Source organism: Clostridium sp. DMHC 10 (genome assembly GCF_001270375.1).
GTDB lineage: Bacteria > Bacillota > Clostridia > Clostridiales > Clostridiaceae > Clostridium_S > Clostridium_S guangxiense.
Genome location: NZ_LGVB01000016.1, coordinates 272,930 through 297,796, shown reverse-complemented (window position 1 = coordinate 297,796; position 24,867 = coordinate 272,930). Strand labels below are relative to the sequence as shown.

General features: G+C 29.1%; 30 protein-coding genes, 2 tRNA genes and 3 pseudogenes. 14 read left to right on the top strand and 21 right to left on the bottom strand.

The features are described 5' to 3' along the window. Positions 1 to 192 precede the first annotated feature (192 nt). From rlmB to AGR56_RS18785, 5 genes are all read left to right on the top strand, one after another. On the top strand, positions 193 to 939 hold the full coding sequence (rlmB, locus tag AGR56_RS18805; RefSeq protein ID WP_053243591.1) for a 23S rRNA (guanosine(2251)-2'-O)-methyltransferase RlmB: 747 nt from the start codon (positions 193 to 195) through the stop codon (positions 937 to 939). A gap of 4 nt (positions 940 to 943) precedes the next feature. Beyond that, a complete protein-coding gene (locus AGR56_RS18800; RefSeq protein WP_053243590.1) occupies positions 944 to 1,471 on the top strand; it encodes an NYN domain-containing protein in 528 nt (175 codons plus the stop codon). A 62-nt stretch (positions 1,472 to 1,533) separates the two neighbouring features. Further along, positions 1,534 to 2,175 carry an RNA polymerase sporulation sigma factor SigH gene (gene sigH, locus AGR56_RS18795; protein ID WP_053243589.1) on the top strand — a complete coding sequence of 214 codons (642 nt, stop codon included), beginning with the start codon at positions 1,534 to 1,536 and terminating at the stop codon, positions 2,173 to 2,175. 86 nt (positions 2,176 to 2,261) lie between these two features. Continuing rightward, a tRNA-Gly gene (locus tag AGR56_RS18790) sits at positions 2,262 to 2,336 on the top strand. A 10-nt stretch (positions 2,337 to 2,346) separates the two neighbouring features. Continuing rightward, positions 2,347 to 2,422 (top strand) — tRNA-Thr (locus AGR56_RS18785). 270 nt (positions 2,423 to 2,692) lie between these two features. On the opposite strand, the gene AGR56_RS18780 is transcribed toward AGR56_RS18785, so the two are convergent. The 4 genes from AGR56_RS18780 to AGR56_RS22425 are packed head-to-tail and all read right to left on the bottom strand — an operon-like array spanning position 2,693 to position 5,099. Further along, positions 2,693 to 3,466: a LytTR family DNA-binding domain-containing protein gene (locus AGR56_RS18780; protein ID WP_053243588.1), complete on the bottom strand. Its 774-nt coding sequence runs from the start codon at positions 3,464 to 3,466 to the stop codon at positions 2,693 to 2,695. Next, complete coding sequence (locus AGR56_RS22430) at positions 3,459 to 3,950, bottom strand: ATP-binding protein (protein ID WP_053243587.1); 492 nt, start codon at positions 3,948 to 3,950, stop codon at positions 3,459 to 3,461. Before AGR56_RS22430 ends, AGR56_RS18780 begins: the two co-directional genes overlap by 8 nt. Beyond that, positions 3,928 to 4,533 carry a histidine kinase gene (locus AGR56_RS23110; RefSeq protein ID WP_053243586.1) on the bottom strand — a complete coding sequence of 202 codons (606 nt, stop codon included), beginning with the start codon at positions 4,531 to 4,533 and terminating at the stop codon, positions 3,928 to 3,930. The genes AGR56_RS22430 and AGR56_RS23110 overlap by 23 nt, the downstream gene beginning before the upstream one ends. Continuing rightward, positions 4,512 to 5,099 (bottom strand): LytS/YhcK type 5TM receptor domain-containing protein, encoded by a 588-nt coding sequence (locus AGR56_RS22425; RefSeq protein WP_053243585.1) that lies wholly within the window; start codon positions 5,097 to 5,099, stop codon positions 4,512 to 4,514. Before AGR56_RS22425 ends, AGR56_RS23110 begins: the two co-directional genes overlap by 22 nt. A gap of 682 nt (positions 5,100 to 5,781) precedes the next feature. On the opposite strand from AGR56_RS22425, the gene AGR56_RS23685 reads away from it, so the two are divergent. Together AGR56_RS23685 and AGR56_RS23680 are read left to right on the top strand one after the other, a co-directional pair. Next, positions 5,782 to 6,261 (top strand): HAD-IIB family hydrolase, encoded by a 480-nt coding sequence (locus AGR56_RS23685; RefSeq protein ID WP_347460565.1) that lies wholly within the window; start codon positions 5,782 to 5,784, stop codon positions 6,259 to 6,261. Beyond that, on the top strand, positions 6,254 to 6,592 hold the full coding sequence (locus AGR56_RS23680; protein ID WP_347460564.1) for an HAD-IIB family hydrolase: 339 nt from the start codon (positions 6,254 to 6,256) through the stop codon (positions 6,590 to 6,592). Before AGR56_RS23685 ends, AGR56_RS23680 begins: the two co-directional genes overlap by 8 nt. A 69-nt stretch (positions 6,593 to 6,661) precedes the next feature. Here AGR56_RS23680 and AGR56_RS18755 read toward each other — a convergent pair whose 3' ends face one another. From AGR56_RS18755 to AGR56_RS18730, 6 genes and pseudogenes are all read right to left on the bottom strand, one after another. Next, complete coding sequence (locus AGR56_RS18755; protein WP_053243584.1) at positions 6,662 to 7,312, bottom strand: RloB family protein; 651 nt, start codon at positions 7,310 to 7,312, stop codon at positions 6,662 to 6,664. 122 nt (positions 7,313 to 7,434) lie between these two features. Next, positions 7,435 to 8,469 carry an ATP-binding protein gene (locus AGR56_RS18750; protein ID WP_053243583.1) on the bottom strand — a complete coding sequence of 345 codons (1,035 nt, stop codon included), beginning with the start codon at positions 8,467 to 8,469 and terminating at the stop codon, positions 7,435 to 7,437. A gap of 37 nt (positions 8,470 to 8,506) precedes the next feature. Next, positions 8,507 to 8,860, bottom strand: a pseudogene (locus tag AGR56_RS23675) (RHS repeat-associated core domain-containing protein); the annotation flags it as partial. A gap of 1,276 nt (positions 8,861 to 10,136) precedes the next feature. Further along, positions 10,137 to 10,625, bottom strand: a complete 489-nt coding sequence (locus AGR56_RS18740) for a hypothetical protein (protein ID WP_053243581.1) — start codon at positions 10,623 to 10,625, stop codon at positions 10,137 to 10,139. A 272-nt stretch (positions 10,626 to 10,897) separates the two neighbouring features. Continuing rightward, on the bottom strand, positions 10,898 to 11,701 hold the full coding sequence (locus AGR56_RS19855; RefSeq protein ID WP_084757225.1) for an RHS repeat-associated core domain-containing protein: 804 nt from the start codon (positions 11,699 to 11,701) through the stop codon (positions 10,898 to 10,900). 1,218 nt (positions 11,702 to 12,919) lie between these two features. Next, positions 12,920 to 13,360, bottom strand: coding sequence for a DUF4230 domain-containing protein (locus AGR56_RS18730; protein WP_242851620.1), 441 nt, complete (start codon positions 13,358 to 13,360; stop codon positions 12,920 to 12,922). A gap of 361 nt (positions 13,361 to 13,721) precedes the next feature. Here AGR56_RS18730 and AGR56_RS23670 point away from each other — a divergent pair, with 361 nt between their 5' ends. Continuing rightward, complete coding sequence (locus tag AGR56_RS23670) at positions 13,722 to 14,033, top strand: hypothetical protein (protein WP_347460563.1); 312 nt, start codon at positions 13,722 to 13,724, stop codon at positions 14,031 to 14,033. 154 nt (positions 14,034 to 14,187) lie between these two features. Continuing rightward, entirely contained in the window at positions 14,188 to 14,667 is a 480-nt protein-coding gene (locus AGR56_RS23665; protein WP_347460562.1) for a GNAT family protein, read from the top strand. A 636-nt stretch (positions 14,668 to 15,303) separates the two neighbouring features. Here the strand turns inward: AGR56_RS23665 and AGR56_RS18720 are convergent. The 10 genes and pseudogenes from AGR56_RS18720 to AGR56_RS18685 form a co-directional block, all read right to left on the bottom strand. Beyond that, positions 15,304 to 15,690 (bottom strand): hypothetical protein, encoded by a 387-nt coding sequence (locus AGR56_RS18720; RefSeq protein WP_053243580.1) that lies wholly within the window; start codon positions 15,688 to 15,690, stop codon positions 15,304 to 15,306. Positions 15,691 to 15,899: 209 nt separating this feature from the next. Beyond that, positions 15,900 to 16,184 carry a transposase gene (locus tag AGR56_RS18715; RefSeq protein ID WP_053243579.1) on the bottom strand — a complete coding sequence of 95 codons (285 nt, stop codon included), beginning with the start codon at positions 16,182 to 16,184 and terminating at the stop codon, positions 15,900 to 15,902. A 280-nt stretch (positions 16,185 to 16,464) separates the two neighbouring features. Then, positions 16,465 to 16,851: a hypothetical protein gene (locus AGR56_RS18710; protein WP_053243578.1), complete on the bottom strand. Its 387-nt coding sequence runs from the start codon at positions 16,849 to 16,851 to the stop codon at positions 16,465 to 16,467. Positions 16,852 to 16,909: 58 nt separating this feature from the next. Beyond that, the gene (locus tag AGR56_RS18705) at positions 16,910 to 17,374 is read right to left on the bottom strand and encodes a hypothetical protein (protein WP_053243577.1); all 465 of its coding nucleotides are present in this window, start codon (positions 17,372 to 17,374) and stop codon (positions 16,910 to 16,912) included. Positions 17,375 to 17,869: 495 nt separating this feature from the next. Continuing rightward, the gene (locus AGR56_RS18700) at positions 17,870 to 18,103 is read right to left on the bottom strand and encodes a hypothetical protein (protein ID WP_053243576.1); all 234 of its coding nucleotides are present in this window, start codon (positions 18,101 to 18,103) and stop codon (positions 17,870 to 17,872) included. A 429-nt stretch (positions 18,104 to 18,532) separates the two neighbouring features. After that, entirely contained in the window at positions 18,533 to 19,009 is a 477-nt protein-coding gene (locus tag AGR56_RS18695; protein ID WP_053243575.1) for a hypothetical protein, read from the bottom strand. A gap of 11 nt (positions 19,010 to 19,020) precedes the next feature. After that, positions 19,021 to 19,299, bottom strand: coding sequence for an alpha/beta hydrolase (locus AGR56_RS22415; RefSeq protein WP_242851606.1), 279 nt, complete (start codon positions 19,297 to 19,299; stop codon positions 19,021 to 19,023). Continuing rightward, positions 19,269 to 19,691 (bottom strand): alpha/beta hydrolase, encoded by a 423-nt coding sequence (locus tag AGR56_RS22410; RefSeq protein ID WP_242851605.1) that lies wholly within the window; start codon positions 19,689 to 19,691, stop codon positions 19,269 to 19,271. Before AGR56_RS22410 ends, AGR56_RS22415 begins: the two co-directional genes overlap by 31 nt. Further along, complete coding sequence (locus AGR56_RS22405; RefSeq protein ID WP_242851604.1) at positions 19,654 to 20,016, bottom strand: hypothetical protein; 363 nt, start codon at positions 20,014 to 20,016, stop codon at positions 19,654 to 19,656. The genes AGR56_RS22410 and AGR56_RS22405 overlap by 38 nt, the downstream gene beginning before the upstream one ends. A 63-nt stretch (positions 20,017 to 20,079) precedes the next feature. Continuing rightward, positions 20,080 to 20,846 (bottom strand): annotated as a pseudogene (locus AGR56_RS18685) (histidinol phosphate phosphatase). A 187-nt stretch (positions 20,847 to 21,033) separates the two neighbouring features. Here AGR56_RS18685 and AGR56_RS22400 point away from each other — a divergent pair. Further along, entirely contained in the window at positions 21,034 to 21,462 is a 429-nt protein-coding gene (locus AGR56_RS22400) for a hypothetical protein (RefSeq protein WP_231016883.1), read from the top strand. 546 nt (positions 21,463 to 22,008) lie between these two features. Here AGR56_RS22400 and AGR56_RS18675 read toward each other — a convergent pair. Further along, a complete protein-coding gene (locus tag AGR56_RS18675) occupies positions 22,009 to 22,371 on the bottom strand; it encodes a Uma2 family endonuclease (protein ID WP_084757223.1) in 363 nt (120 codons plus the stop codon). A gap of 255 nt (positions 22,372 to 22,626) precedes the next feature. Between AGR56_RS18675 and AGR56_RS18670 the strand changes: the two genes are divergently transcribed. From AGR56_RS18670 to AGR56_RS18660, 4 genes and pseudogenes are all read left to right on the top strand, one after another. Continuing rightward, entirely contained in the window at positions 22,627 to 23,172 is a 546-nt protein-coding gene (locus AGR56_RS18670) for a lysoplasmalogenase family protein (RefSeq protein ID WP_347460571.1), read from the top strand. 142 nt (positions 23,173 to 23,314) lie between these two features. Continuing rightward, positions 23,315 to 24,174: pseudogene (locus tag AGR56_RS18665) on the top strand (transposase). 56 nt (positions 24,175 to 24,230) lie between these two features. After that, on the top strand, positions 24,231 to 24,449 hold the full coding sequence (locus AGR56_RS22395) for a hypothetical protein (protein ID WP_242851603.1): 219 nt from the start codon (positions 24,231 to 24,233) through the stop codon (positions 24,447 to 24,449). Positions 24,450 to 24,474: 25 nt separating this feature from the next. After that, on the top strand, positions 24,475 to 24,732 hold the full coding sequence (locus AGR56_RS18660; protein ID WP_242851602.1) for a DUF6483 family protein: 258 nt from the start codon (positions 24,475 to 24,477) through the stop codon (positions 24,730 to 24,732). Positions 24,733 to 24,867 lie beyond the last annotated feature (135 nt).

Sequence of the window (24,867 nt, the reverse complement as noted above, 5' to 3'; positions counted from 1 at the left end):
TTGTAAGGATAAATTTGGTATTGGTAATTTAAATATTTCAGCTTGTTTATCTATATAGATAAAATACTTGAAAACCTAAAATTACGAATATAAGATTTATACCGATAAACTTAAATTTGAAACAGTGCACAGTGAATTGTTTCAAGTTCCAAAGTGCCAATCTTTATATAGAGAGTTAGAAAGGAGAAAAAAATGGAAAATGAAAATCTAATAGAAGGAAGAAATGCCGTAATAGAAGCGTTAAAAGGTGATAGAACCATTGAACAATTGTTTGTAGCTAAAGGTACAAAGGAAGGCTCAATAAATGTTGTTTTAGCAAAGGCAAAGGAAAAAGGAATAGCAGTTAAGCTTGTAGATAGAAGAAAGCTAGATCAAATGTCACAAACACATTCACATCAAGGAGTTATAGCGGAAACAACTCCATATAAGTATTATGAAGTTGAGGATATTTTAGAATATGCTAAGAAAAAGAACGAAGCTCCATTCATAGTAATTTTGGATGAAATTGAGGATCCACATAACTTTGGCTCTATAATGAGAACAGCAGAAGTTTGTGGTGTTCATGGAATTATAATTTCCAAAAGAAGGAATGTAGGGGTAACATCTGTTGTCTATAAAACATCAGCAGGAGCAGCTCAGCATATGAGAATTGCTAAGGTGAATAATATAAACTCAGCAATAGATAAGCTTAAAGAGAATAATATATGGATTTATGGTGCTGAAATGGAAGGTAAGGAATATTGTTTTGATACGGATTTAACTGGACCGGCAGCACTAGTTATAGGAAGTGAAGGACAAGGTATGTCTAAGCTTACAAAACAAAAGTGTGATGTTCTTGTAAAAATACCTATGATAGGTAGGATTTCATCTCTAAATGCTTCTGTTGCAGGAGGAATCATTATGTATGAAATTCTTAAACAGAGAATAAAAAGAGGGTAAAACCTTGAAAACAATATTTGTTGATGGATATAACGTAATAAACAGTTGGGCGGAACTAAATAGTATAAAAAACAATATAAATTTAGAAAGTGCAAGAGAAAAACTTATTGAAATTTTAATAGATTATTCCGAATTTAAAGGATACAAAATTTTTTTGGTTTTTGATGCTCATCTTATACAAGGCAATTCTGGAGAGAAAATTAAGGTTACAAAAAATTTAATTGTGGTATATACAAAAGAGTCGGAAACGGCAGATAGTTTTATAGAGAAATATGTAAATAGTATTGGACGAAAGTATGAAGTTTGCGTTGTTACATCCGATAATTTAGAGCAGCAGGTTGTTTTTCAAAGAGGCTCTACAAGAATGTCATCTATAGAGTTTTACAATGAAGTCATAAATGTTAAGGGGAAAATAAGCTTAAAAGCAAAAAAAATAGCTAGTGAAAAAAGATATAACAGAATAGAAGATCGTCTTGATGACAATACTTTTAAGATTTTGGATAAAATTAGAAAAGATGATAAAAATAGTTGACTTATAAAATAATGCTAATATATAATTACAATATTGAGGTAATTATACTTGGGGGGATATAGTTGGATAATGATGCGATTATAAATAATGCTGATGCTGTGTATGAAGATAAAATAGATGAAGAGATAGTTATGTTGGCGAAGTCAGGTGATATAAAATCACAAGAATATCTTATAAATAAGTATCAAAACTTTGTAAAGGCTAAAGCTAAATCTTATTTTCTTATAGGGGCAGATAAAGAAGATATATGTCAAGAAGGAATGATAGGACTATATAAAGCTATAAGAGATTTTAAACCAAATAAATTATCATCGTTTAAAGCCTTTGCGGAACTTTGCATAACAAGACAAATAATAACTGCAATTAAGACAGCTACAAGGCAAAAGCATATTCCTTTAAATACTTATATTTCCCTAAATAAGCCAATATATGATGAAGAGTCTGATAGAACTTTATTTGATGTTATATCTGGTCTAAAAGTTGCAGATCCAGAAGAACTTATGATAAGTAAAGAAGAAGTAAAAAAGATAAAGAATGGTATAGGTGAAGTATTATCTGATTTAGAAATGGAAGTACTTATGTATTATTTAGAAGGTAAATCGTATCAGGAAATAGCCTGCGATTTGGATAGAGGAGCAAAGTCGATAGATAATGCTCTTCAGCGGGTAAAAAGAAAATTGGAAAAGTGCCTCGAAAAAAGATAAGCTTTGTATTGACAAAGAAAATTGTTGATAGTAAAATAAATAATTGTTACGTGATTAAGTATTCAGTAGTTTGTTCACGTAAATATGCGGGAGTAGCTCAGTGGTAGAGCACTAGCTTCCCAAGCTGGGTGTCGCGGGTTCGATACCCGTTTCCCGCTCCAAATGGATATTGCCCATGTAGCTCAGTAGGTAGAGCGTCACCTTGGTAAGGTGGAGGTCACCAGTTCAAATCTGGCCGTGGGCTCCAAAGGTTAAATACATACAATACACCAGGAACAGTTTACATGATTAAAACTGTGGATTTCGTCATGAGATTGATGAATCATTTATTATTAAGGAGGAACCAGAAATGGCAAAGGAAAAATTTGAAAGAAACAAACCACATGTAAACATAGGAACAATAGGACACGTAGATCATGGTAAGACTCTAGATTATTAAAAGTAATTGTATTTTTATTTTGCTTAACACATTCATGTATTTTGGTTTTTTGAAGTCATATGCGCTCCCGCGCAAACTCTAGATGTGTATAACTTTTTTGAATTCTTTTACGTGAGCTCGGCTTACGGGAACTTCGGATTTATTATTGTCATTCATTATTAATTTGTAGGTTCCATTGAACCATGAATATATTTCAATAACTTTATTTAAATTTACAAGATAGCTTCTATGAGTCCTAAAAAAACCGGTTTTTTCTTCGATTTCACTTAATGAATTTGTTGTTATATATACCTTATTGTCCAACTTCACACATGTTTTTTCATCTATAATATAACAAAAAAATATATCATTTGTATCTATAAGTATAATCTTACTATTATTAATACAAGGTATTTTATTGATATTTGAAATATTGTTTTTATTATACTTTTTTATAATCTGCTCTATTTCGTTTTCTATATTGTTTATATTATTTTCTCTAAGCTGCATATACCTTCTTATCCTTTGAATGGTTTTTTCAATTCTATTTTCATCGAAAGGCTTTAGAATATAATCAAGTGCCATTAATTCAAAAGCGGATATTGCATATTTGTCATAAGCAGTAACAAAAATTATAGCAATATTTTCATTAAATTCTTTAATCATTTTTGCCAGTTTCATTCCATTTAATACTGGAATATTAATATCAAGAAAAATCACATCTGGAATCTCTTTCTTTATAAAAGAGGCAGCAGCTTTTCCATCATAAAATCTATTAATAATCTGAATATCCTCATACTTATTAAGTATAAATTCAAGTTCATCCATAGCTGGAATCTCGTCCTCAACTACTATACATCTTATTTTATTCACACTTATGAGCCTCCTCAATAGGTATTGTAAATACGACCTTTGTCCCATTGTACTCAGAAGTTGATATTTCAAGTCCTTTATTTCTGTTATACATCAGCTTTAATCTAGAATTTACATTTCTAAGTCCGGTACCCGGCCAATTATTTATAACCTCATGGTACCTTTCAGTTTTCATTCCAATACCATTATCACTTATAGTAAATTTTATAGAAGCTAATTCCTTTTCAGCAACTAAAATAACATTTCCACCATCAGTCTTTTTTAGCACACCATGTTTTATAGAATTTTCTATAATAGGCTGAATTATAAAAGAAGGAATTTTAAAATGTTCTATATCCTTTTCTATGTAGAAAAAGACATTAAGTCTGTCACCATATCTTGCTTTCTCTATAGCTATGTATGATTTAAGCATTTTTACTTCTTCATCCAATTCTACAAACTCTCCCTTATTAAGTGACTGCCTAAAATAATTTTGATAAATCAATTATAAGTTCTCTTGCTTTTAAAGGGTTCGTTCTGCAAAACGAAGATATAGTATTCAAGGTGTTAAATAAAAAATGAGGTTCAATTTGCGCTCTTAAAGCCTTAAGCTCAGAAGCATTTAAAATTCTAACTTTTTCATTTAACTTAAATAATTCTATTTGCATAGATAAAAGGCTGCTAAGCTCGCTTAAAAACTCAACAAAGTATTCATTGGCACTTTTTGAATTTTTAAGTTCCATTCCAATAACTCCATCAATTTCATTGTTTATAACTATGGGGGCAAAGAAGAATTCATAGTTCTTTCCTGCATTTACAATCAAATATGTATTTATATCCGGTTTTAAATAAAATTCTTCAATCTTGCGCTTTAAATCACTTTCATCAATCTTCTCACCATAATAAGAAAAAACTCCGCTTTTACTTGATATCACAGCACCACTTACATTTGCCATTTTGCATAAAATCTCTGATATCTTTATAGATGTTTCACTGTCAAGACCTTTTTTAGTGTATTCAAGAGTCTTTTGAGCTATATTTAGAGCTTTTTGAGCCTGAATAGCTTCTAATTTGTTGTAATTATCCATAGCATTTTTACTATATTCACAAATATAGCAGTTCCAATTGAATTTATAAGTATCATTGGTATAGCAATAACCTTCTCCAAATTAATAGCATACGAATATGGTTTTGTAACAAAAATTATAATTATCATTTGAGCTATTTCAGCTGCAACACCAGCTACAAAAGCATTTCTAGGTTTAATTTCATCACTTTTAGAAATCCTTCCAAAAATTCCTCCTATAATTCCTTCTGCGATAGTAGAGATACCACATGCAAGAGCAGTTGCTCCTCCATTGAAATATCTGTGAACTCCAGCTATAACTCCAACTGCGGCTCCTACAAAAGGTCCTCCTATATATCCCGCCGTTATAGCTCCTATAGGCCTTGTATTTGCCAATGCATCTCTTTCAACATTTATTCCCATATAAGTCCCAAGAATAGAAAGTGTGCTAAAAAATACAATCATAATTACTTTATCTTTAAGGTTCTGTTTCTTTTTTACAAAGTTCTTAAATAAATTAAGTTGATTGTATAGATATGCAGCAAGCGCTATGACGGCCATATTTTGTAATAATCTTATATAAATCATTTGCATCTCCCCTACATTTCTATATTATTGTATTTCTACCTGTCAATCAAGGCTTATTTTATGCATATAAAGTTTTAATTTTGTAATTTCAGCCAACTATTATTTCTTTGTAAACGTAGACACTGTATTATAACAGTATGTAGATAAGCAAGCTAAACTATTTAAATAACTAATACAAAATTTATCCCGACAAACTGGAATTTGCCGAGCTGAGCGAAGGGTTTTTAATTCGCCCTGCTCATTAAAAGACTAACTTTTTTCACTTATGTGAAAAGTGAAGTGTTTGACATAGCTTTGCTTGTCAAAGGTGAAGGTTTTTGCCACGGCAAAAGGTTAAGGAATATTTTTCTCCGTTTCTCTACGAAAAATAAATAATTTAAATACGTTAAAGATTTTCCGTAGGGAAACGGAGGAAAATCAACCTTAGCTTTTTATTGAAGATAAAAAAGTGTCAGCTACGCTGAGCACTATATTTTAAGCGCTTTGCGTGCATTAAGTTTAAGATTTTTTGTAGCGACAGCGGAGAAAAATCATCCTTCACTGTACTCTGTCCTCTGTACTTTGTACTCTGAGTTAAATTCCAGTTTGTCAGGATAAATTTAGAATTTGAAATTTTCAAGTTTTACGTTTGCTATCTATAATACAGAGTAAAGAGTAGACTCTAATAAATGGGGGTATTAAAATGGAAAATTTTAAAATGATATGTTTGGACATTGATGGTACATTATTAAATTCGAAACACCAAATTACGGAGGAGACAAAGAAAGCAATTAAAGCTGCGGTAAATGAAAAAGGAATTCCTGTAATCTTGGTTTCAGCTAGAATGCCAAAGGGAATAATATTTTTGCAAAAGGAACTTGAGATAGAAGCACCAATTATATGCTATAGTGGTGCGTTAGTTTTAGATAAAAATGGAGAGACACTATTCCAAAAGCATATGTCGGTTTTAGACATTAAGGAAGTGTATACGGTTGCTAAAAAGCTTGGAGTTCATGTAAGCTTGTACAAAGATGATGAATGGTGTATAGAAAAAATGGACGAGTGGGTAAGACAAGAGTATGAAATAACGAGTATTATTCCAAATGTAATTAATTTTGAGTTTTTGTTTGAAGTATGGGAAAAGGAAGATTCGGGATCAAACAAAATTTTTGTGTATGGCTGATCCGGACAAAATAAATCTATTAAAGAAACAACTTAAAATTGATAGTTTAAATATATATCCTTCAAAGCCAACTTATCTTGAGATTATGCCAAAAGGAGCTTCGAAGACATCTGCAATAGAAATTCTTAGAAAAAAATTTAATATAAAACAGAGTGAAATACTTGCAGCTGGTGATAATTACAATGATATGGATATGATAGAGTATGCTGGGCTTGGGGTTGCAATGGGAAATGCACCAGATGAAGTTAAGAAATGTGCGGATTTTGTAACTTTAAGTAATGATGAAGATGGAGTGGCAGAAGTTATAAAAAAGTTTTGCTTGGGTAATTAGAATATAATGATATCTAGATTTATAATTGTTTGTTAAGATAAAATAGAAACATAAGATGAATTTATGTTTCTATTTTATATACTTTACTAAATCTTCAACTAAATCTTGAACTTTTGTGCAGGGGTTCATTTTAGTAGGCAAAGAACAATTCTTATAACTATCAAATAAAGTATTGCTTCTTTTTATAGCATCATTAACAAAATCAAAAGTAACATCAAATATATTTTTAGCATTTTTATTATAAATACCATTGTTGATATTTCTGCTTTTAAAGTGAGCATTTAATTTAGGGTAATATTCTTTTGCGGAAATTGCTGAATTTAAGTTCTGAAAATGAAGTGACAACCATAGTTCAAAACATTCATTTGACCAAGCAACCTTAAGGTCATTTTTTTTAGCAAGTTGTATTGCTTCGTCAAAATCAGGATTCTCATCTCTGTCAAATACAACCCAGACTTCGCTATAGGTACTTAAGCTGCGCAATTTTAAAGCTTCATTAACGAGCGATGTTGTAGAGCGTCCTCTCCCTTCTACCTTGAGAGATACTTTATCTACTATAATTTTGCTCTTAAATAAACTTTCAATTCTCTGTTTTATGCCATTGAAATAATTAGGTTCAGTTTCTATACCTTCAGTTACAATTAGATAATTTCCAGGGCCAGGTGTTTTTATATTTTCTTTTCTTGGATGCTTGCGACCAGCTCTATTTAACTTTGCCATTTTCATCGCCCCACATATCATATCCTCTAAGTATAGGAATAGCACCATATTTCCCTAGAAGATAATCTTTATTATAAGAAGCATCTTTTCTAACTTTTTATCATCTTCAAGTTTATATTCAGCTAAAGAATAAAACTTGAAACTGCATGTTTATCCTTTTCTACAAACCATATTTGATCTCTTCTAAATATATCTCTTGTTAAGGTGTAGTTATCATGAGTTGCATATATAAGTTGACCACTATCTTTGTTGATGTTTTCATTATGAAACATAGTTAAAATACGCCTCAAAAGTAGTGGGTGAAGTTTTGAGTCAAGTTCGTCAATGAACAATGTGAAACCTAAATCCAGTACACTTTCTAAAAAGTAGAATAGTGAAAACATTTTTTGAGTTCCACTGGATTCTTGAGAAAGAGGAAGGTTATAATATTTATTAGTTCCTTCAATTAAATGTTTTGTATATATTTTGTATTTGGGTTTATCATTAATTAAGTTTTTTTCTACAATTATTCCTTTAATATCAATATCAATATCATTTAGGAATGATAATAATTTATTTTGATAATTTATATTTTCGATATCTGGTGTAAATTCACTTAAAACTTTTTCAGATGATACGTTACCATAATCTAGGACCATGGTAAGACCAAACCAATTTAAAACATCTTTAGCATAAGGAATATTGGCATTTGATATTATAGAAAGAAATAGGGTTTTATCTTTAACCATAGGAATAAAGTTGTTAGCACCTTTAAGTTTTTTAGAATCACAGGTAATATTTGAACCTTCCCTTTCGAATAGTGGAATAAACTTTCCATTATTATTTTTTATATACAGCCATTCTTCATATATTTTTTTATTATCAAGAGAGAAACCATATTGATATTCTTCTTTTTTAAATCGAAAAAAAACTTCAAATTCAGCAGGTTTGTTTTTACTATTATTATCAAATGCAAATCGCTTAAGTGGTATGTTTTCATCATTAGATGCGTTTTTAAAAGAATCCATCACCCATGTTTTCATAAATTCAAAAGCTTCAATCACAGAACTTTTGCCGCTGTTATTGGCTCCATAAATTGCAGCAGTTTTAATGTACTTTTCGCCATCATCAAAAGTTATTAAATTATAAGGGTGTTCCGTAATAGAAGTTGCAGTCATGTCTAAGGTAGTTTCGTTTTTAAAACTTTTAAAATTTTTAAAAAAAAAAACCTATACTTTTAGCAGTTGATATTCCAGTTGAAATTATAGAACTATTCGATGATGTGCTTTTGCTTTTTGATCCTGGTCTTCTTATCGTACCAGTACTGTAATCATATCTATTATTCATTATTGCTAGAGATACTTCCAAATCCTCACCTGTATCATGTCCAGTACCTGAAAATTCAGGTCTATTTCCATCGTCATCTGACATATTTACAGCATTATTTTTGCAATACGAAAACATATTATGTCCCAATAGTTCTCCAGTTTGTCCAACTATTGAATCGGTATTAATAAATCTTCCCCACTCAGGGTTATAGTACCTTGATTGCAAATAATAAAATCCAGTCTCGGTATCATACCTTTACCGGACATACCTTTTTAGGGATTTTTAACTATTAATTCCAACCTGTAAACTATTGATATTACTGAATTTATTCAACTGACTACAGTACATAATTGTTTCAAATCATGAATTTAGCACTGGATGTTTCAAAGGTTTACCTAAAAACAGCTTATTTGCGGCAATGATTAAATAAGCTTGTAGCATCATTAGTTTTTCATTTCTCTTAGTATTTTCAAGGGTTTGAGGCTTATTATCTATATTTTTTATTGTTTTTTCTAATGATAATCTAATGCTTTTTTACCTATTTAATTTACCTTATTATTTAAGAAAATTATATCATGTTTTTAATACTATTAATATCAATTACTCATGATTTATTTGGGGGTGGAGGTGGCAAAGAGGGTGGAGTATTTTGAAAATTTTTTATTTATTTTTCATTGAATTCTTTACAGAAATTTTTTTAGTTTACTGTATCCCCTATTCCCCCTTTGCCCCCAATTTTGAAAATTGATAGGATTTTTTTCTCTTCCTTCTCCTCCGCCCTCTTTGTCCTCTTTTTTTGACTATAGTATTAGCTTCACGTATTATTACGGGAAATTTCACGTGACTTGTTAACCTACGAGAATACGCATCTCCTTGTCAATTCTAGCTTTTTTATTGAATCTCCCGTTTTTACGTTGTTTTTTAGGCTCTTTTATTATTTCTCTCCATTCAATTTAAGGGACAAAGGGGGCGTATTATTTATTTCAATATTTTTTTACGGGAAAACGGGAATTTTATTAGAAAACTTAGCAGTTACCTATGTTTATCCAATTTCTGTACGAGAATTATTACGGGATTTAGAACGGGATTTTCACGTTTTGTTACTGAAAAAACACCAACAAGTAGTTTACTACCTGTTGGTGTCTCGTTATTAGATTAAATTAGGCTTTGTACAGAGTTTTCATTATCTGACTTACGCTTCCCTAGGATTGCATTCTTGTTACTCCTTTTAGGTGTGTGTTTAGATGTTCTAGGGCATATCCTATTGTTGCAATTTTGGACTTACTGCATTATTCTAATTATGCATCATAAAACTAGTTATAAACTTGCTGTATTTGATTATATTACAGACTACAATATTCTATTTTAGTTTAATGAATTAAGTTTAATATTTATTTTGCAGCTACTTACTTAAAAAAATTTAAATAAACTTTATACTAATAAAAATAGTATATTTTCATCTATTATTTTTTAACTATTTAAATTTAAAATCTTTAGAATTATTTCATCAGATGAATTACAAACATATTTTTGTAATATCTGAAAATTCAACGAAACCTATCCCATCATATTCACCATACTCAGTTATTTGCTTTATAATGCAACTATCTTTTTTAATTGTTTGAATGTATCCTTGAATATCATAGAAACCGCTATTTAATAATTCTATTGAAACTATATAATCTTGTGTTTGTGCAAATTTAAGGAATTCTAATATAAAATTATCCTCCTTAAAATTTAAATTTTCATGTACTGTTTTATGATATTTGATTAATTTTAATATTTTATTTTCATATTTACTATCTGTATTAATTCTAATAATACTTCTGGTTTCCATTAATGCAAATCCATCATATTTACCCTCAGGCGAAATCATAGCTATTACAAAGTTATTTTCATTATAGTCCACAATATATCCTACTGAAAATTTAGCTGTGTTATTCTCGTTTGTATAAAATGAAGCTATTTTTTTACTTTTTTTCAATTCATCTAATTTTTTAATCATCATAATTACCTCCTGAAATATAATTTTTCTATTAATTAAGCTCTAATTTTCAGAAAATCAATATTCTTAATAAAATATATATCTTTAATATTATTAAGAATATTGATTAATTCACATTACTTTCAAAAACTCTTTGTTGCTATGTCAATTAATATAATAATACAAACTTAATGTTTTTTCAGGCCATCATTACATTTGCATTAATGTTTAATTTAAGAATAGCATGTCCAAGCGATTTTTATCACTGGTTGCTCCAAAACTAGTATTAATGGTTAATTATCAAAAGCTCTTATTATTAAACCTCCACCTGATGATAAAGTAAATGGGTCGTCAGCTATACCAGCGCCTCCAGTTCCGACATCCTCAATTAAAGTACCACCAATTAATAATGCACCTCCACCTATCATTAATACCCTTTCACTAATACTTAATTTCAATGACGTAGGTGTCATTTCAATATTTTGATTTCTATGTTTATTAGGGTTAGGTCGTCTCCTTGCATCTCCTTTTTCGCCTCCACTATCTCTCTGCTTACGTGTTTGACCTTTCTGATGTTTTTCTTCTGTACTTGGTCTTGCATTGTTTGTATGTTCTTTATAGAAAAGAATGTTTTGATTTTCTTCATATCTATTCATATTTACACTAGACATACAAGCAAGTGAAGCTGCCCTCATTTCATCAGTTTCATCAGCTATTGAATCTGAAAATATTGGTCTATCTCCATCTTCATCTGACATATTTATAGGATTATTTGCACAATACGTATACATATTTGTAGACAATACATCTCCTGTTACCGCTGCTATTGTATCCTCATTAACAAATCTCCCCCAATCAGGATTATAGTACCTACTCTTTAAGTAATATAGCCCAGTCTCGGTATCATACCTATATCCTCTATACCTATATGGATTTAATACTCCTACTGTATCCTTTAAGCTTCCACCTATTGATATAAGTTTACCCCAAGTATCATAAGTATAGCTTACTACCTGCGTTCCCGTACCGTCAATAAGTCCTATTATATCTCCTTCTGCATTTCTTATATAATAGTAATTGTTACCATTAAGGTTCATTTTCAAAACATTATTTGAAGTACCATACTGATAATATATAGTGTTTGTTCCATCACTATTATAAGCCCTCGGCTACCGCAACTTGGAAATTATATGTCGCCGTTTATTTAGTTCGCATTAAATTTAATTTAATGTCATAATTTTCATATTATAATGAAATGATTATGAATCATCATTTCCATTATAATAAAAAGCTAAATATATTTATTATTCAGTTTACTGAATAATTAGGTTGATGGCTATGGGGCAAAGCCCAAACCCCACGTATGTTTATACTCGCTATTGCTCAGACAGATTGAAATATCTAAGTATTTTACAATTTTTGAACCAAGATTTATTAGAATTTTTTTAAATCGTTCCTTCAGCATTGTTACTTCGCTCCCACGGTAGTGCAAGGAAAAAATTCCTCCGTACCTACGGAATTTTAGGCATGAATCTTTGTAATACGTTATTTAAGCAATTTATAATCATTTTCATTGTTAAATCTTGCTAACAGTTGTATTTTTCGTAGAGAATCGGAGAAAAATATTCCTTGCTTTTTCGATCTAAGTGAGATGATGTTGACTTGGGATGGTTTAAATAAAGCTTTATAAATCTTAGATTTTTAGGATTTATCGTCTTAGATTTATTAGCTTTATTTAATATTCCAAATCAATATCACCTCGCTAAATTCTAGTTTATCGGGATGAATTTAATATTAGCAATTTTGGCTTTTTAGGCTGTCTATCTATACTAATAGTCATTATGATTATGAAAAATAAAAAATAATTGAAAACAGGTATTGAGAAAATAAAAGTTATATGATATAATGTAAACGTAATCAGAAATACTGATTATAAATTTAGTACTTAAAAGGTTAAGGGTTTTTAAGGTTAAACTTTGAGAGTTGAAGTATTTATAAATTATTCTTTCATTTGTGGGTGGTGAATGAATAATATAGGTTCAATCAAGTGTGGTCGTGAAGGCTAAATTACCGGTAATAAGGTGGGGGTCTTGTTAGTGGTAATAAGTTCAATTACTTTAGCTGCGTCTGCGGTAAACGTTTTCTAGGGAATAGGTGCAGCTATCAAACTTATTGTTTTATTTATTTTTAAACTTAGGGTTTTTAATCAAGGGAATAGTCAAATATAATAAAAACTGCTGATAAGGCAGTTTTTATTATATTTGATGTGTTTAAAATAGCAAGAATTACTGAACAAAGTGAAAATAAGTATATTTCTATAAAAAATTAACCTTAACGATATATTTAGAATCATTATTTAGAATGGATTTAATGATATTTTCCATTGATTTTTGTGAATTAGTAAGCGCTTTGTTAGAATATTCATTTTCATTCATCTTTTCACGCATAGCTTTTTTTACATTTTCTATCATGATTTCATGTTCTTCAGGTGTTAGTTTAACATCTCCAAATCTTAGCAACCCCTTTTCGGGTGTTTCATAAACAGTTTTACTCTCATCGATAGTAACTAATTCTACTTTTGGTTTTAAAATTTTTACAGTTAGTATATTGTTGTTAGAATCTATAGAAACATTAGAAGATTTTAATAAGGATAAATCAACTACGTAGACTCCTTTTCCAGTGAAAGAGATGTTTTGCATTTTTTTAAAAATTCCTATATTTCCCCAACTATTATCTATAGTAACTTTTTCATTTATTTCAACTTCTGTTGTTATGAGCTTCTGCTTTTGCTGAATTTTCTTTATAACGGTATCTTTTGTGATAAATTTTTTCGATGCATCATTTGCATCAGCTACTATCCATGGTTTTGCATGGCCCTTAAAAAATTTTTACTATTTTATATGAGAAAAAAGACAACAAAACGATAAGCAATACAACTGTTAACATTGTTCTCTTTCGTATATTAAACTTCATGAATGTTATTACCTCACTTCTTTCAAAATTTATAGGTTCTTGTTTAAATAACTTGGACTATATTAAATATATTTTATCATATTATGAGACTATGTGATATAATTTAAAATGTATCTTTATTATGAACGAAACAGGGGTTAATATATGTTGAAAGGCAAAAATATAATCATTGAAAAAGCAAGCGGAATAAAAGGAGAATACATAATATCAGATAAATTTGGAATTACGATAGGAAGAATATTTATAATTGATATAAATAATATCAGCAAGTTTTGTTGTATACGTATAAAAATATATAAGCAAGGAGAAAATGTTTTTAAAAGCATTAAAGAGATTTTAAAAACTTTTTTGGATTTCTTATTTAATAGTAAAGACTTTAATAAAGTCAGTGTCGTAGTAGATGAAGAAATAGCAACTAAGCCATTTACTGATATAGGATTTGAACTTGAGGGATAGTAGATAAAAGCATAGTAGAAAAAATATATATAAGAATGAACTGATATTTGGAATAGACTATAAAGTTTATAATGATAATCAAAGAATAAATATTTTAAGGCTTTCTGGTAAAGATATAAATGTAAAAATTTTAACTCCTGATGATGCAAGTTCTATGTTTGAGTATTATGTAAGGAATAGACAACATTTAAAACCATTTGAACCAAGTAGGGAAGAAAGCTTTTATACATTTGAAATGCAAAAGCAAATACTTATGGAAAATTATAAGCAATTTTTAAATGGCGAAGGAATAAACTTTGGAATCTATATGGAAAACGATCTTGTTGGTAAAGTTCAAATCTCAAATATTACATATGGCGTTTTTAAAAATGCAATTGTAGGATATTCTATGGATAAAAATTATCAAGGAAAAGGATGGATGAAACAAGCACTTTCTCTAGTTTTAAATTATGCATTTGACGAAATGGAATTACATAGAATAGAAGCATCAACTTTAGTAGATAATATAAAATCTCAAAGTGTTTTGATTGGATGTGGCTTTGAGAAGTTAGGATTAAATAAGAAGTATCTGTATATAAATGGTGAATGGAGAGATCACATAACTTTTTATAAAATAAATACTCAGTCTTCTTAAATTTCAAAATAATGCCGAATTTAATTATAAGTGATATGTGGCAAGTTTAGAATGGTTTTCTTTTGCTTACTCGCATACTTACTTACTATGAAAGTTAAATTAAGTTGAATTAAATAGAAATAACCTATGCCTGGAGTATCATTATGGGAAAAAGAGAGAAAAAGTAAGAAATATGCTGATTTATCATGATAGATTTATTAAATCACGTTTATATATGTAAATTAATATTGTAGACATGTTATTATATTAAACGTCGTCGCGAGATGACAGTGATTAATGAGTTCTGAAAAAACATTTTAAAAAGTGTTGACAGAGCAAATTAAACATGATATTATATATAAGCTGTCTCGTGCAGCACATTGAACTTTGAAAATTGTACCATACTGATAATATATAGTGTTTGTTCCATCACTTTCAGAAGTTACTTCATCACCATTTAAGGTGTAATTTGTAGTGACTCCATTTACTGTTTTTGGGGTTCTTATGCTAAGTCATTATATTATGTGATATTATTTTTTCAGTTAAAAAAACGTCAACAAGTAGCCTTAGTACCTGTTGACATTTTATTGTTAGCTTTAATAAACTTTTAATTGTATACCTTATCCTTCGTACCTAGTCTTTTTTATAATAAGTGCGCTATTTTTTCTTTGATTTATTATTGCCAAACTTATATACTGCATTAGCAACTACTACCATTAAAAAGATAACAAATATAATTGGAATTACTGTTACAATTATCGGTTTATACTTTTCTGATATTTGAGGATATTTGTTTTCTATGAAAATTCCGGTTATTAGTATAATAGCAATTAATGTTACTAGTGTAGTCATAACTAATAGAAATGTACGCTCAATTTTACTACAATTATATTTTAAGGCAATTATAAATGCCACTACCATGCAAGAACTTAATGCTAACACTATTATAGGAAAAGGTATATTTTCTATACCTACAACCTTAATAATGCTCATCGATATAAATACAAATATAATTGCCATTATATTATTTTTTTCATAATTCATTTCACTTTCCTCTAAATATCCTAACATTATAATTCTAACATTTTATCATTATTTTCTGTATTTATAATTTTCATAAGCATCTGTGTAACCAAGAGTTATATCCCGAACGTGAAACGCCTAATTATTAAGCATTCCGCTAACAGAAACTCGGCGTTTTTCCTTGTTTAAATCATCACGCTTTTTAGTGACTTTAAGGTAAATAGTTTCTGTTATCTTCCTAGAATGCTTATAGCTTTTTTTAGCACATCAAGTGCATCCTGCGTATCTCTAAGTTCACACTTAAGTCGTGAAATTTCCTTTTGATCATCACTTGAGTAATTTCCAAAGCCACGTACAGTGATTCCTCCATTTTCACGAGATTGTCTAAGCCATTTAGTTAAAGTACTTTCCCCAATTCCAAGATTCTTTGCACATCCATTTTGGCCAAGTTCCTTATGGCTTTCATAATAATGTATTGCATCTTCTTTAAATTGCTTACTGTGTTGTTTATTCATGATAAAGTCCCCCATTCCATCTTAGTTCTATTTTATTCTTTATTTGGAACTTTCTCAATTAAACTTGTACTATTTATATTCTAGCATCACCTCGCATTTTTAACATAGTAGTGATTCTTGATTATTTTTGATTTCAACTAGGTTTTAGATGCTACTTACTGCAGAATTCTAATTATACAGTAAGTTAAATTGTTTTCTAACTATTCAATATTTAAATTTCTAAAAATATTATACTCAAGCATATATTTAAGCGACATGATTAGTATAATTTTGTGTTATTTTATTTTTGTTTTTTTGATTTATAACCCTTATTATATTTGTAAATTGCATTAGCTCCCCCTATTATTAAAAGGCTAAAAAATATAATTGCAATTAACACTATAAATAGGTTTCTATAATATTTTGAAATTTGAGGGTAATTATTGTCGACACTAACCCATATTATTAATACACTAAATAGTAATACTGATAATATTGTCATAATCAATAGATATACTCTCTCTTTTTTACTACCCTTATATTTCATGACACTTAAAAACATTCCTAACGAACACAATACTAGTATAATAATAATGACTGGAAAAGGTATGTTTTCTATACCTATAATTTTAATAATAGCAATTAATACAAAAGCTACTATAATTGCTATTACATTTTTGTTTTCCAAGCAAATCATCTCCTATAAATTTGTATCAATAAACTTATTAAATATCTTCATTCTTATATTAATCTTTTTTCCATATTTGATTTTCTGCAACTTCTGCTGTCATACCTACTCCAACTGCAAATAAAACTGTCCACCCAACTGGATTAGACAATCCAAATAATATTACAGTTGCAGACACTCCAACATCAATACCTGTCCTTCCCCATGCTTCACTACTGCTATAACCACTGTGAAAATCATCCCACACAGCAGCACCAGTGAATACGACACCTACTGCTCCTACTCTCTCTACACTACCTATCCCTCTAAGTACATTTGCTCCTTTAACTGGTACCATAAACTCTAGTCCAGCACGTCTTAAAGCCCTATTAATCGCTAGTGGTACAGCCTTAGGAATATCGCTTAATGCTGAGCTAATTCCACCTTCAATTCCTGTAACAACTGCACTTTTTGTAACACCTTTTGCTTGACTTCCACTAGAAACTATTCTGCCTGATGAATTCTTATTATTATCTTTAATCAACCGCTATATAAATTCTACAATTGTTTCTACTGGATTAACCATTCTGATGTTTAATTTCATATTCAACACCATTTAAAATAAGGCTACTTGTCTATATAAATAATATTGAATTACGTTATACTTTATAAAATATATCTAAACATAAAATAAAATTATATTTACTCTTCATAATAGTTGATTTTATAAAAAGCATCAATAAGTAATTTTAGTACATATTGATGCTTTTTTATTATTTTAATGCAAATCATATCAAGTTTTTATATAATTATCATTGTTTATACAACTCCAATTTACCTATAACAATATGTGCTAAAATTTATAATAAGTTTATATCCTTTTATACAAATAATTTAATTTCAAAACATATATTGGATTATTTTTTATTACTTGCAATAGACCATGCAATAACAGAAATTAACATAATTATTAAAAAGATCACAGAAGTCGGTATTAGAAGATAATTAGTAAGAAATTTATATTTAACCGGCATTATCTCTAAAAAAATATTGATATAGAAAATGCAATTAAGTTTAGAGCAAAAATTATATAATATTTATCTTTGTTTTTACTTTTTCTTATTCTAAATATACTCCATACAAAATAAAGTATACCCGATAATATTATAAATAATATAACACAATATGGTATATTTTCTATTCCAATATATCTTATCACCATGACGATACTAAATACTAATATAAATTTAATTATTTTATCTGTACTTCTCATACTACCTCCCTATAAACTTCATATTTGATTTGCTAATAATTATATATTTTTTTCTTTAGAACCTCTCCGCCTACAGTAACTACAACAGTTGCTACTAATAATCCACCCAATCCTATTGGAGTAAATAGTGATAATCCAATTAACGTACCTGAACCTATTACATCAATTGCACTTCTTCCAAAGGCCTCTGAAGAACTATATCCACTATGGTAATTATCCCATACACAGACACCTGTTAATGCAATTCCGTATTAATTTTATAAAATACATTATAATAACTTATATATAATAGGCTGCACAAGTTTACATCTAAAATTCCGTAGGAACGGAGGAATTTTTTCCTTGCACCACTGTTGGAGCGAAGTAACAGTGTTGAAGAGATTATTTATAGTTTTCATTTAACATCTCAAGATACTGTTACTTCGCATTTTATTTATAATAGAAAAGATTCTTTTTTCTATTATCTTCAACTTCATCAAACCTTTTAATCTCAGTATCTTTGTAATTATTTACTTTACATATAACATCATTAAGAAAATCTTCTTTAAACTTAAATTGTGAATCTAAATAAACCTCTGATATTACCGAATATTCTATATGCCCTGGTTCATTGCCTACAACATACAATGGAAAAAGTCCCTCGAAATTTTTATTAAGAAGCGCATGACTATATATAGTTGCATCTATAACTTGCCCCTTATACATATTAAAACAATGTGCATAATTTCTTTTATGATTTTTAATTTCAACATATAAAATTCCTTCTATAACAGGTACATCAATACCTCTTACCCTTGAAATTTGACTAATAAGCGCACTTACAAGGTTAGCACTATTTAGTATCTGATAATTAGAAATACATAATTTACACAAACTTTTAAAAAAGACTTTTTCCTCGCTATCCATTCTTAACCTCTTTAATACATTTCTACTGGCTTACTTTCATCAGTTTTATCATCTATTATCTTATTTCTCATAAGAAATTCTCTTACCTTTGCCTTATACTCATCCTTATTCTTTAAATAAGATTGGGCATGCCCTGCATTAGGAGCAATATATAAATATTTTGGGCCCTTTTTCTCTATATACAGCTCCAAAGACATGTATGGTGGAATAAAATCATCATCTGCACCATGAATAAACATTATAGGCACTTCAACTCCATCTAATGCTTTCTTCGGCGATATTGAGTACAATGAAAATCCAGCTTATACCAAGCATAAACGCTAGAATAAAATACTATGGCATTTGCTATTATTTTACCATGATTTTTCATTTCCTCTGTAAGTTTATCACTAAACAACTCTGGCAAATCAGAAAAAGGACAATCCACTATATAAAAAGATACATATTTTTCTTTTATATTCATATTAGAATGCAGAAGTGCTGTAGCTGCTCCCATAGATTCTCCGTGAATTCCTATTATTCCATTTGGATTTTGCTTTCTAACCCACCTTACACAATTATCCAAGTCGTACTTTTCAAAATATCCAAGGGAAATATTATTTCCACCACTAGTACCATGATATCTGGAATCATAAATAAGCACATTATACCCTAAGTCTATGTACATGTCTGCATACTTCATTGATTCCCATCTGCTTCCTGTTATACCATGTACAATTATAATAGTGTTTTTGGTTCTTACAAAAATTTCTTATATAAGTTCCAGAAAGCTTATAACCAAAATTAGACTGTATAGTCACATCACTTTTATCAAGTAAATTAAATCTTTCATAATCAAAAGTAGATTTAAAATTATTATATGAAACACTATTGCTTTTATTAAATTTTATTTCACATACCTGGTTATAAACCATACTCCCAATATAAATGCCTATACAGCTAATCGTAATAAATACTAAAAGCATTAATATCAAAATTATTCTTCTTATATATTTTTTTACTTTCATTTTATATCGCCACCATCTTGGCTAATCAAAATGTAACTATTAAAATAATAAACTCAAGACTTCTTACATATATTCAGGTTTTCTATTTTTATAGTACACTGTCCTTAAGTTACATTCCTCTGCTATTGAAAAGGCCTCTTTAATATTCATTCCTATATTTTTATCATAATGAGCATCTGAGCCTATTGTAACAAAATTTCCACCCATCTCTCTATATCTTTTATAAATTGGTATTAAGTTTTTAATTATATAAGCTTTATCAAGCCTTCTGGAATTTATCTCAAGAGCAATTCCTTTATCTATGATAAATTTCAAAACCTCATCGATTAACTCCGCATATTCATTATAATATATTTCACTATCTTCATATGTTGCGTATCTACAAATATAATCTATATGTGCCAGTGAATCTACATATTCATGTGTTTTAATGCAATTTATCATAGCTTGAAAATATCTTCTATATGTGCTGCTTTTTTCCTTACCCTTATAATATATTTTTTCATAAATATCAATTCCATCAACAAAGTGTATAGATCCTATAACATAATCAAAATCATAGTTTTCATTTATTTTCCTATTTTCATCACTATACTCCTCTGTCATTCCAATTTCAACTCCAATTAGATAATTATCACCCCTATATTTATAATATTTATTAAAATAATTATCTATGTCAAAATAAACTTACCTTTTTCAGGATAATTTAAATCAATATGATCTGTAGAAATAATTCCTAGTTTTAGTTTTTTAGCAGCTTCTAATGCACTTTCAATTTTAAGTTGTGAATCCGTAGAAAACTCAGTGTGGACATGGCTATCAAATATCATAATATCACCTCACAAAATTCAATGTTTAAATTAATTATAACAGAAAACTTGGTTATGATAAAACTACACATAAATTTACCATAATTTTTTGTTTCACTATGTATTTAGTAACATCTAATTGATTTTTTACATAATTTATTATGGTGGGGATGAAATTTATCCATAAATAATTTGCAAGGAGAAAATAATGTATTATAACTACAATGACAATGATAACTTCGATCCTATGAGATTCGAAAATGATGAATGTGAATGCAATGAAAAGGCTCCTTTTGTTTGCCCTGTTTTAGCTAACTGCCCTTTTTATTCTGGTATGAGGCAAGAAAATGATGATGAAACTAGGCAGCCTAATATGCCACCTGGACCTCCTCCAACCTATACTCCTAATAAAAGTATGCAAGCACCTTCGGGTCCTAGCTTAAAAGCAGTTGATCCTGGAGCTATAAGAATATGCAGATATAAATATACTTATATCTGGGAAACTAATGGAAGAGCTTACTGGGCATATATTACTTATGTAGGTCGAAGATCAATCGCTGGCTATAGATGGATGCGTAGAAGATGGGTTTATTTTGGACTTGATTTAAGAAGAATTGAATCATTTACCTGTAGGTAAGGCTTAATTTTCATAACTTAAAAATATTGCGAACTAATTCGAGTTAAGGGTTTTAACTTGCCTTTGCTAGTTAAAAGACTAACTTTTTCACTTATGTGAAAAGTGAAGGGTTTGACGATGCTTTGCACGTCAAAGATGAACTTTTCGTCTAAAACCAAAAGTTAAGGTGATTTTTTCCTCCTCTTCGCTACGAAAAAATAAATAAATTAAAGATTTTCTGTAAGCCTTACAAAGAAGAATATCGGAAAGCCGTGTGCGAGAAAACCGCATGCACGGTTTGATGAGGAGAAGGTGGCGATTCGCCACCGACTTACTCTACAAACAGATTGAAATATCTAAGCATTTTATGATTTTTTCACTAAGATTTATTAGGATTTTTTTAAACCGTTCCTTCAGCATTGTTACTTCGCTCTCACGGTAGTGCAAGGAAAAAATTTGTACAGTTCATTATATATAAATCCTATATTGAAATAGCATCCTTCATTGTACTTTGTACTCTGTCACCTGTACTCTATTTTTAGTTCGTATTATTTACATAGTGTACATTTATATTAAGGCTGATTCATTAAAATCAATTTCTAAATTATCGTATATTCCAACTTTTATCTTGTCTTTAAAGGTATAACTTTCAGGTGCTGCATACTGATTTGTACCATTATCAAGTCTATAAACTAATACAGTTTCTTTCATTGGATTTACTATCCAGTATTCGCGTATTTTATATTGGTCATATAGGTTTAATTTTCTTATATAATCACTAGCAAGATTAAAGGGTGACACGACTTCAACAATCATATCTGGTGAGCCAGTGCAGCCTTTATCAGTTAAATTATTTTTATCACATATAACGGAGATGTCTGGTTGAACTACATTTTTACTATTTAGTATAATATAAGGATAGTTTAGCATAAGGATATATCCTTAACAACATATTTATTTATAATTAAATTGTATGTTACTGGATTATATGTTACAATTTATTTAAATTTTTTAGGATAGTGATATTTATGTTTTTGACGTTAAAATTAAAAAATCATAGGATTAGCTTAGTATTCATATTTCAAATATTAGTGCTTATAGTTGGAATAATATTGGGCCAAGGGAAACACATGAATAAGTATATAGTTATATTAATAAGTATAACTTTTTTAATAACAGCGTTATATATTTTTTTTAAAAGAAAAAAGTGTGTACAGTAAATTTATATTTTGGGGAATGCTATTTTGCTTTTTAGGAGACATAACAATTGCGGGTTTCATTAATGGCGGTTTTATGGTTGGTGGAAGCATGTTTGCAATTGCACATATAATTTTTATAATAGGTTATATAAAAACTATAAGAGCTCAAAATGGTATTGTTTTTAATAGAGAATTTTTTATAAGTGCAGTATTTTATTATGCCATTTTAATAGTACTATGGATATTAAAGCTTAGATATATGCAGAATAATGGTGGTTTACAAATTGGTATTTTTGTTTATGGGATATGCCTAACAACCATGGCTTCATTGGCGGCAGCTTTATGTAAAAATCAGAAAAAATATTTAAAAACAGCAGTTGGAGCGGTGTTTTTTATTATTTCTGACAGCTTCATAGGCATGAGTTATGCAATAAAAGTACCTTATTCTGAGGCAATTATATGGACAACTTATGTTATTGCATTGTATGGGATAATTTATGGAGGCAAAACAGCAGTTAACAAGACTTTATAAAACAGTATAAAAGCCTACTATTTTCTAGTAGACTTTAGAAAATGCTCAATAGCTTTATCTAATAATTTAGACACTGGTATTTTGGTACAAATAAATTTCAAGTTTCAAGGTGTTTTATCTTTAGAAAGAGAGGTGAATATCAATGATAAAAGCATTAAACATTAGATTATATCCAACTCAAGAACAAGAAATTCTGATGTATAAACACATTGGTTCAATGCGATTTATTTATAACTGGGCTTTAGATAAGCAAATCAAATACTATAAAAATACCAAAAAGAAGCTATCTACCACAGAGTTAGGTGAAGAATTAACTGTATTAAAGAATACAGATGATTTTAAATGGCTTTATGAAGTATCAAATGCAACTCTTAAAGAAAGCATTAGAGATTTAGAGAAGGCTTATAAAAATTTCTTTAATGGAAGTAGATTTCCTAAATTCAAAAGCAAGAAAAAATCAAGGTTAAGTTTTTATAGAGTATACGATAGAATGCATTTTAAAAATGATTTTGCTAATCTTGAAAAGATAGGAAAAGTTAAATACAAAGCAGATTATAATATAGATTTAACTATTATAAAAAAGTTTAACAATCCTAGAGTAAGTTTTAACGGTAGAGTTTGGGTACTTTCAGTAGGCATTGAAGTTCAAACACAAAATATTTATTAAATAAAAAAGGGGGGAGTTACCAAAAGACTAAGAACATTGCAAAACTTGAAAAGAAGATTAAAAAACTTCATAGTAGAATAACACATATCAGATTAAATCATATACATCAAGCTACTTCTAAAATAGTGAAAGCCAAACCTTTTAGAGTAGTTATGGAGGATTTAAATGTAACTGGTATGATGAAAAATAAGCATTTATCAAAGGCAATAGCAGAGCAAGGTTTTAACATATTTATAAATCAGATGAAATATAAATGTAGTTGTGGTTTTATAGTTGATAAAGATAAAAATGCAGCCTATAATCTTGCAAAATATGGTTTGGAAATATCACTTTAAAGATTTTCTAAATTGGGGATTCGTTATACCCCACTACTGAGAAAGTAGCAAAGCCTATGGAGTGTTATATAAACCAAAGTAGCCTTGGCAAAATGGGATATTATGAAGTAGGAAAGAAACAAATAGTAAGGTTTTATAATTTTCTTATAAAGTTTTATATAGTTTTGGTAACGGTGAATTGCATGAATGAAGAAAATGATTATATACTGAGATTAATAAAATCCACTATAGATTTTATGGTTGCTGTTTTTTTCAAAGAAAAACGCTATAGGTAATTGTATCGATGAAGTAAATCACAAGGTGAAGGTTTCTGAGGATGATTTACTTCAGTTTATGGTTAATAAATACATAAGTGACGGTAAAATTAATGAAGCGGAAGATATGATATTTGAAGCAATAGAAGCAAATAAATCAGAGGAAAATTTTAAGACAGCAGTATCTTTTTATGAAGAGATAAATAATTGGAGTGAAGATAGGCTTTCTAAATGTAATTTTTCGAAAAAAGAGATAATACAGGGCTTAGAAGATGTAAAAGAAATATATAAAAAGCTTAATTAAGTATAGATAAGCAAGCTGAAATAATTAAATTACTAATGCCAAATTTATATTGATAAACTGGAATTTAACTCAGAGCACAGAGTACAAAGTACAGAGTACAGTGAAGGATGATTTTTCTCCGCTATGCTTCGAAAA

Coding starts and splice junctions, on each gene's coding strand:
- AGR56_RS18750 (WP_053243583.1), bottom strand. CDS start 8,469: ATGACTGCAACTTCTATTACGGAACACCCTTATAATTTAATAACTTTT.
- AGR56_RS18755 (WP_053243584.1), bottom strand. CDS start 7,312: ATGGCAAAGTTAAATAGAGCTGGTCGCAAGCATCCAAGAAAAGAAAAT.
- AGR56_RS22405 (WP_242851604.1), bottom strand. CDS start 20,016: ATGAAAGTAAAAAAATATATAAGAAGAATAATTTTGATATTAATGCTT.
- AGR56_RS23110 (WP_053243586.1), bottom strand. CDS start 4,533: ATGGATAATTACAACAAATTAGAAGCTATTCAGGCTCAAAAAGCTCTA.
- AGR56_RS18740 (WP_053243581.1), bottom strand. CDS start 10,625: ATGATTAAAAAATTAGATGAATTGAAAAAAAGTAAAAAAATAGCTTCA.
- AGR56_RS23670 (WP_347460563.1), top strand. CDS start 13,722: ATGTTGAAAGGCAAAAATATAATCATTGAAAAAGCAAGCGGAATAAAA.
- AGR56_RS22395 (WP_242851603.1), top strand. CDS start 24,231: ATGGAGTGTTATATAAACCAAAGTAGCCTTGGCAAAATGGGATATTAT.
- AGR56_RS18715 (WP_053243579.1), bottom strand. CDS start 16,184: ATGAATAAACAACACAGTAAGCAATTTAAAGAAGATGCAATACATTAT.
- AGR56_RS23685 (WP_347460565.1), top strand. CDS start 5,782: ATGGAAAATTTTAAAATGATATGTTTGGACATTGATGGTACATTATTA.
- rlmB (WP_053243591.1), top strand. CDS start 193: ATGGAAAATGAAAATCTAATAGAAGGAAGAAATGCCGTAATAGAAGCG.
- AGR56_RS23680 (WP_347460564.1), top strand. CDS start 6,254: ATGGCTGATCCGGACAAAATAAATCTATTAAAGAAACAACTTAAAATT.
- AGR56_RS18675 (WP_084757223.1), bottom strand. CDS start 22,371: ATGCTAAACTATCCTTATATTATACTAAATAGTAAAAATGTAGTTCAA.
- AGR56_RS23665 (WP_347460562.1), top strand. CDS start 14,188: ATGTTTGAGTATTATGTAAGGAATAGACAACATTTAAAACCATTTGAA.
- AGR56_RS22400 (WP_231016883.1), top strand. CDS start 21,034: ATGTATTATAACTACAATGACAATGATAACTTCGATCCTATGAGATTC.
- AGR56_RS18720 (WP_053243580.1), bottom strand. CDS start 15,690: ATGAATTATGAAAAAAATAATATAATGGCAATTATATTTGTATTTATA.
- AGR56_RS18695 (WP_053243575.1), bottom strand. CDS start 19,009: ATGGATAGCGAGGAAAAAGTCTTTTTTAAAAGTTTGTGTAAATTATGT.
- AGR56_RS18700 (WP_053243576.1), bottom strand. CDS start 18,103: ATGAGAAGTACAGATAAAATAATTAAATTTATATTAGTATTTAGTATC.
- AGR56_RS19855 (WP_084757225.1), bottom strand. CDS start 11,701: ATGAACCTTAATGGTAACAATTACTATTATATAAGAAATGCAGAAGGA.
- AGR56_RS22410 (WP_242851605.1), bottom strand. CDS start 19,691: ATGAAGTATGCAGACATGTACATAGACTTAGGGTATAATGTGCTTATT.
- AGR56_RS22425 (WP_053243585.1), bottom strand. CDS start 5,099: ATGATTTATATAAGATTATTACAAAATATGGCCGTCATAGCGCTTGCT.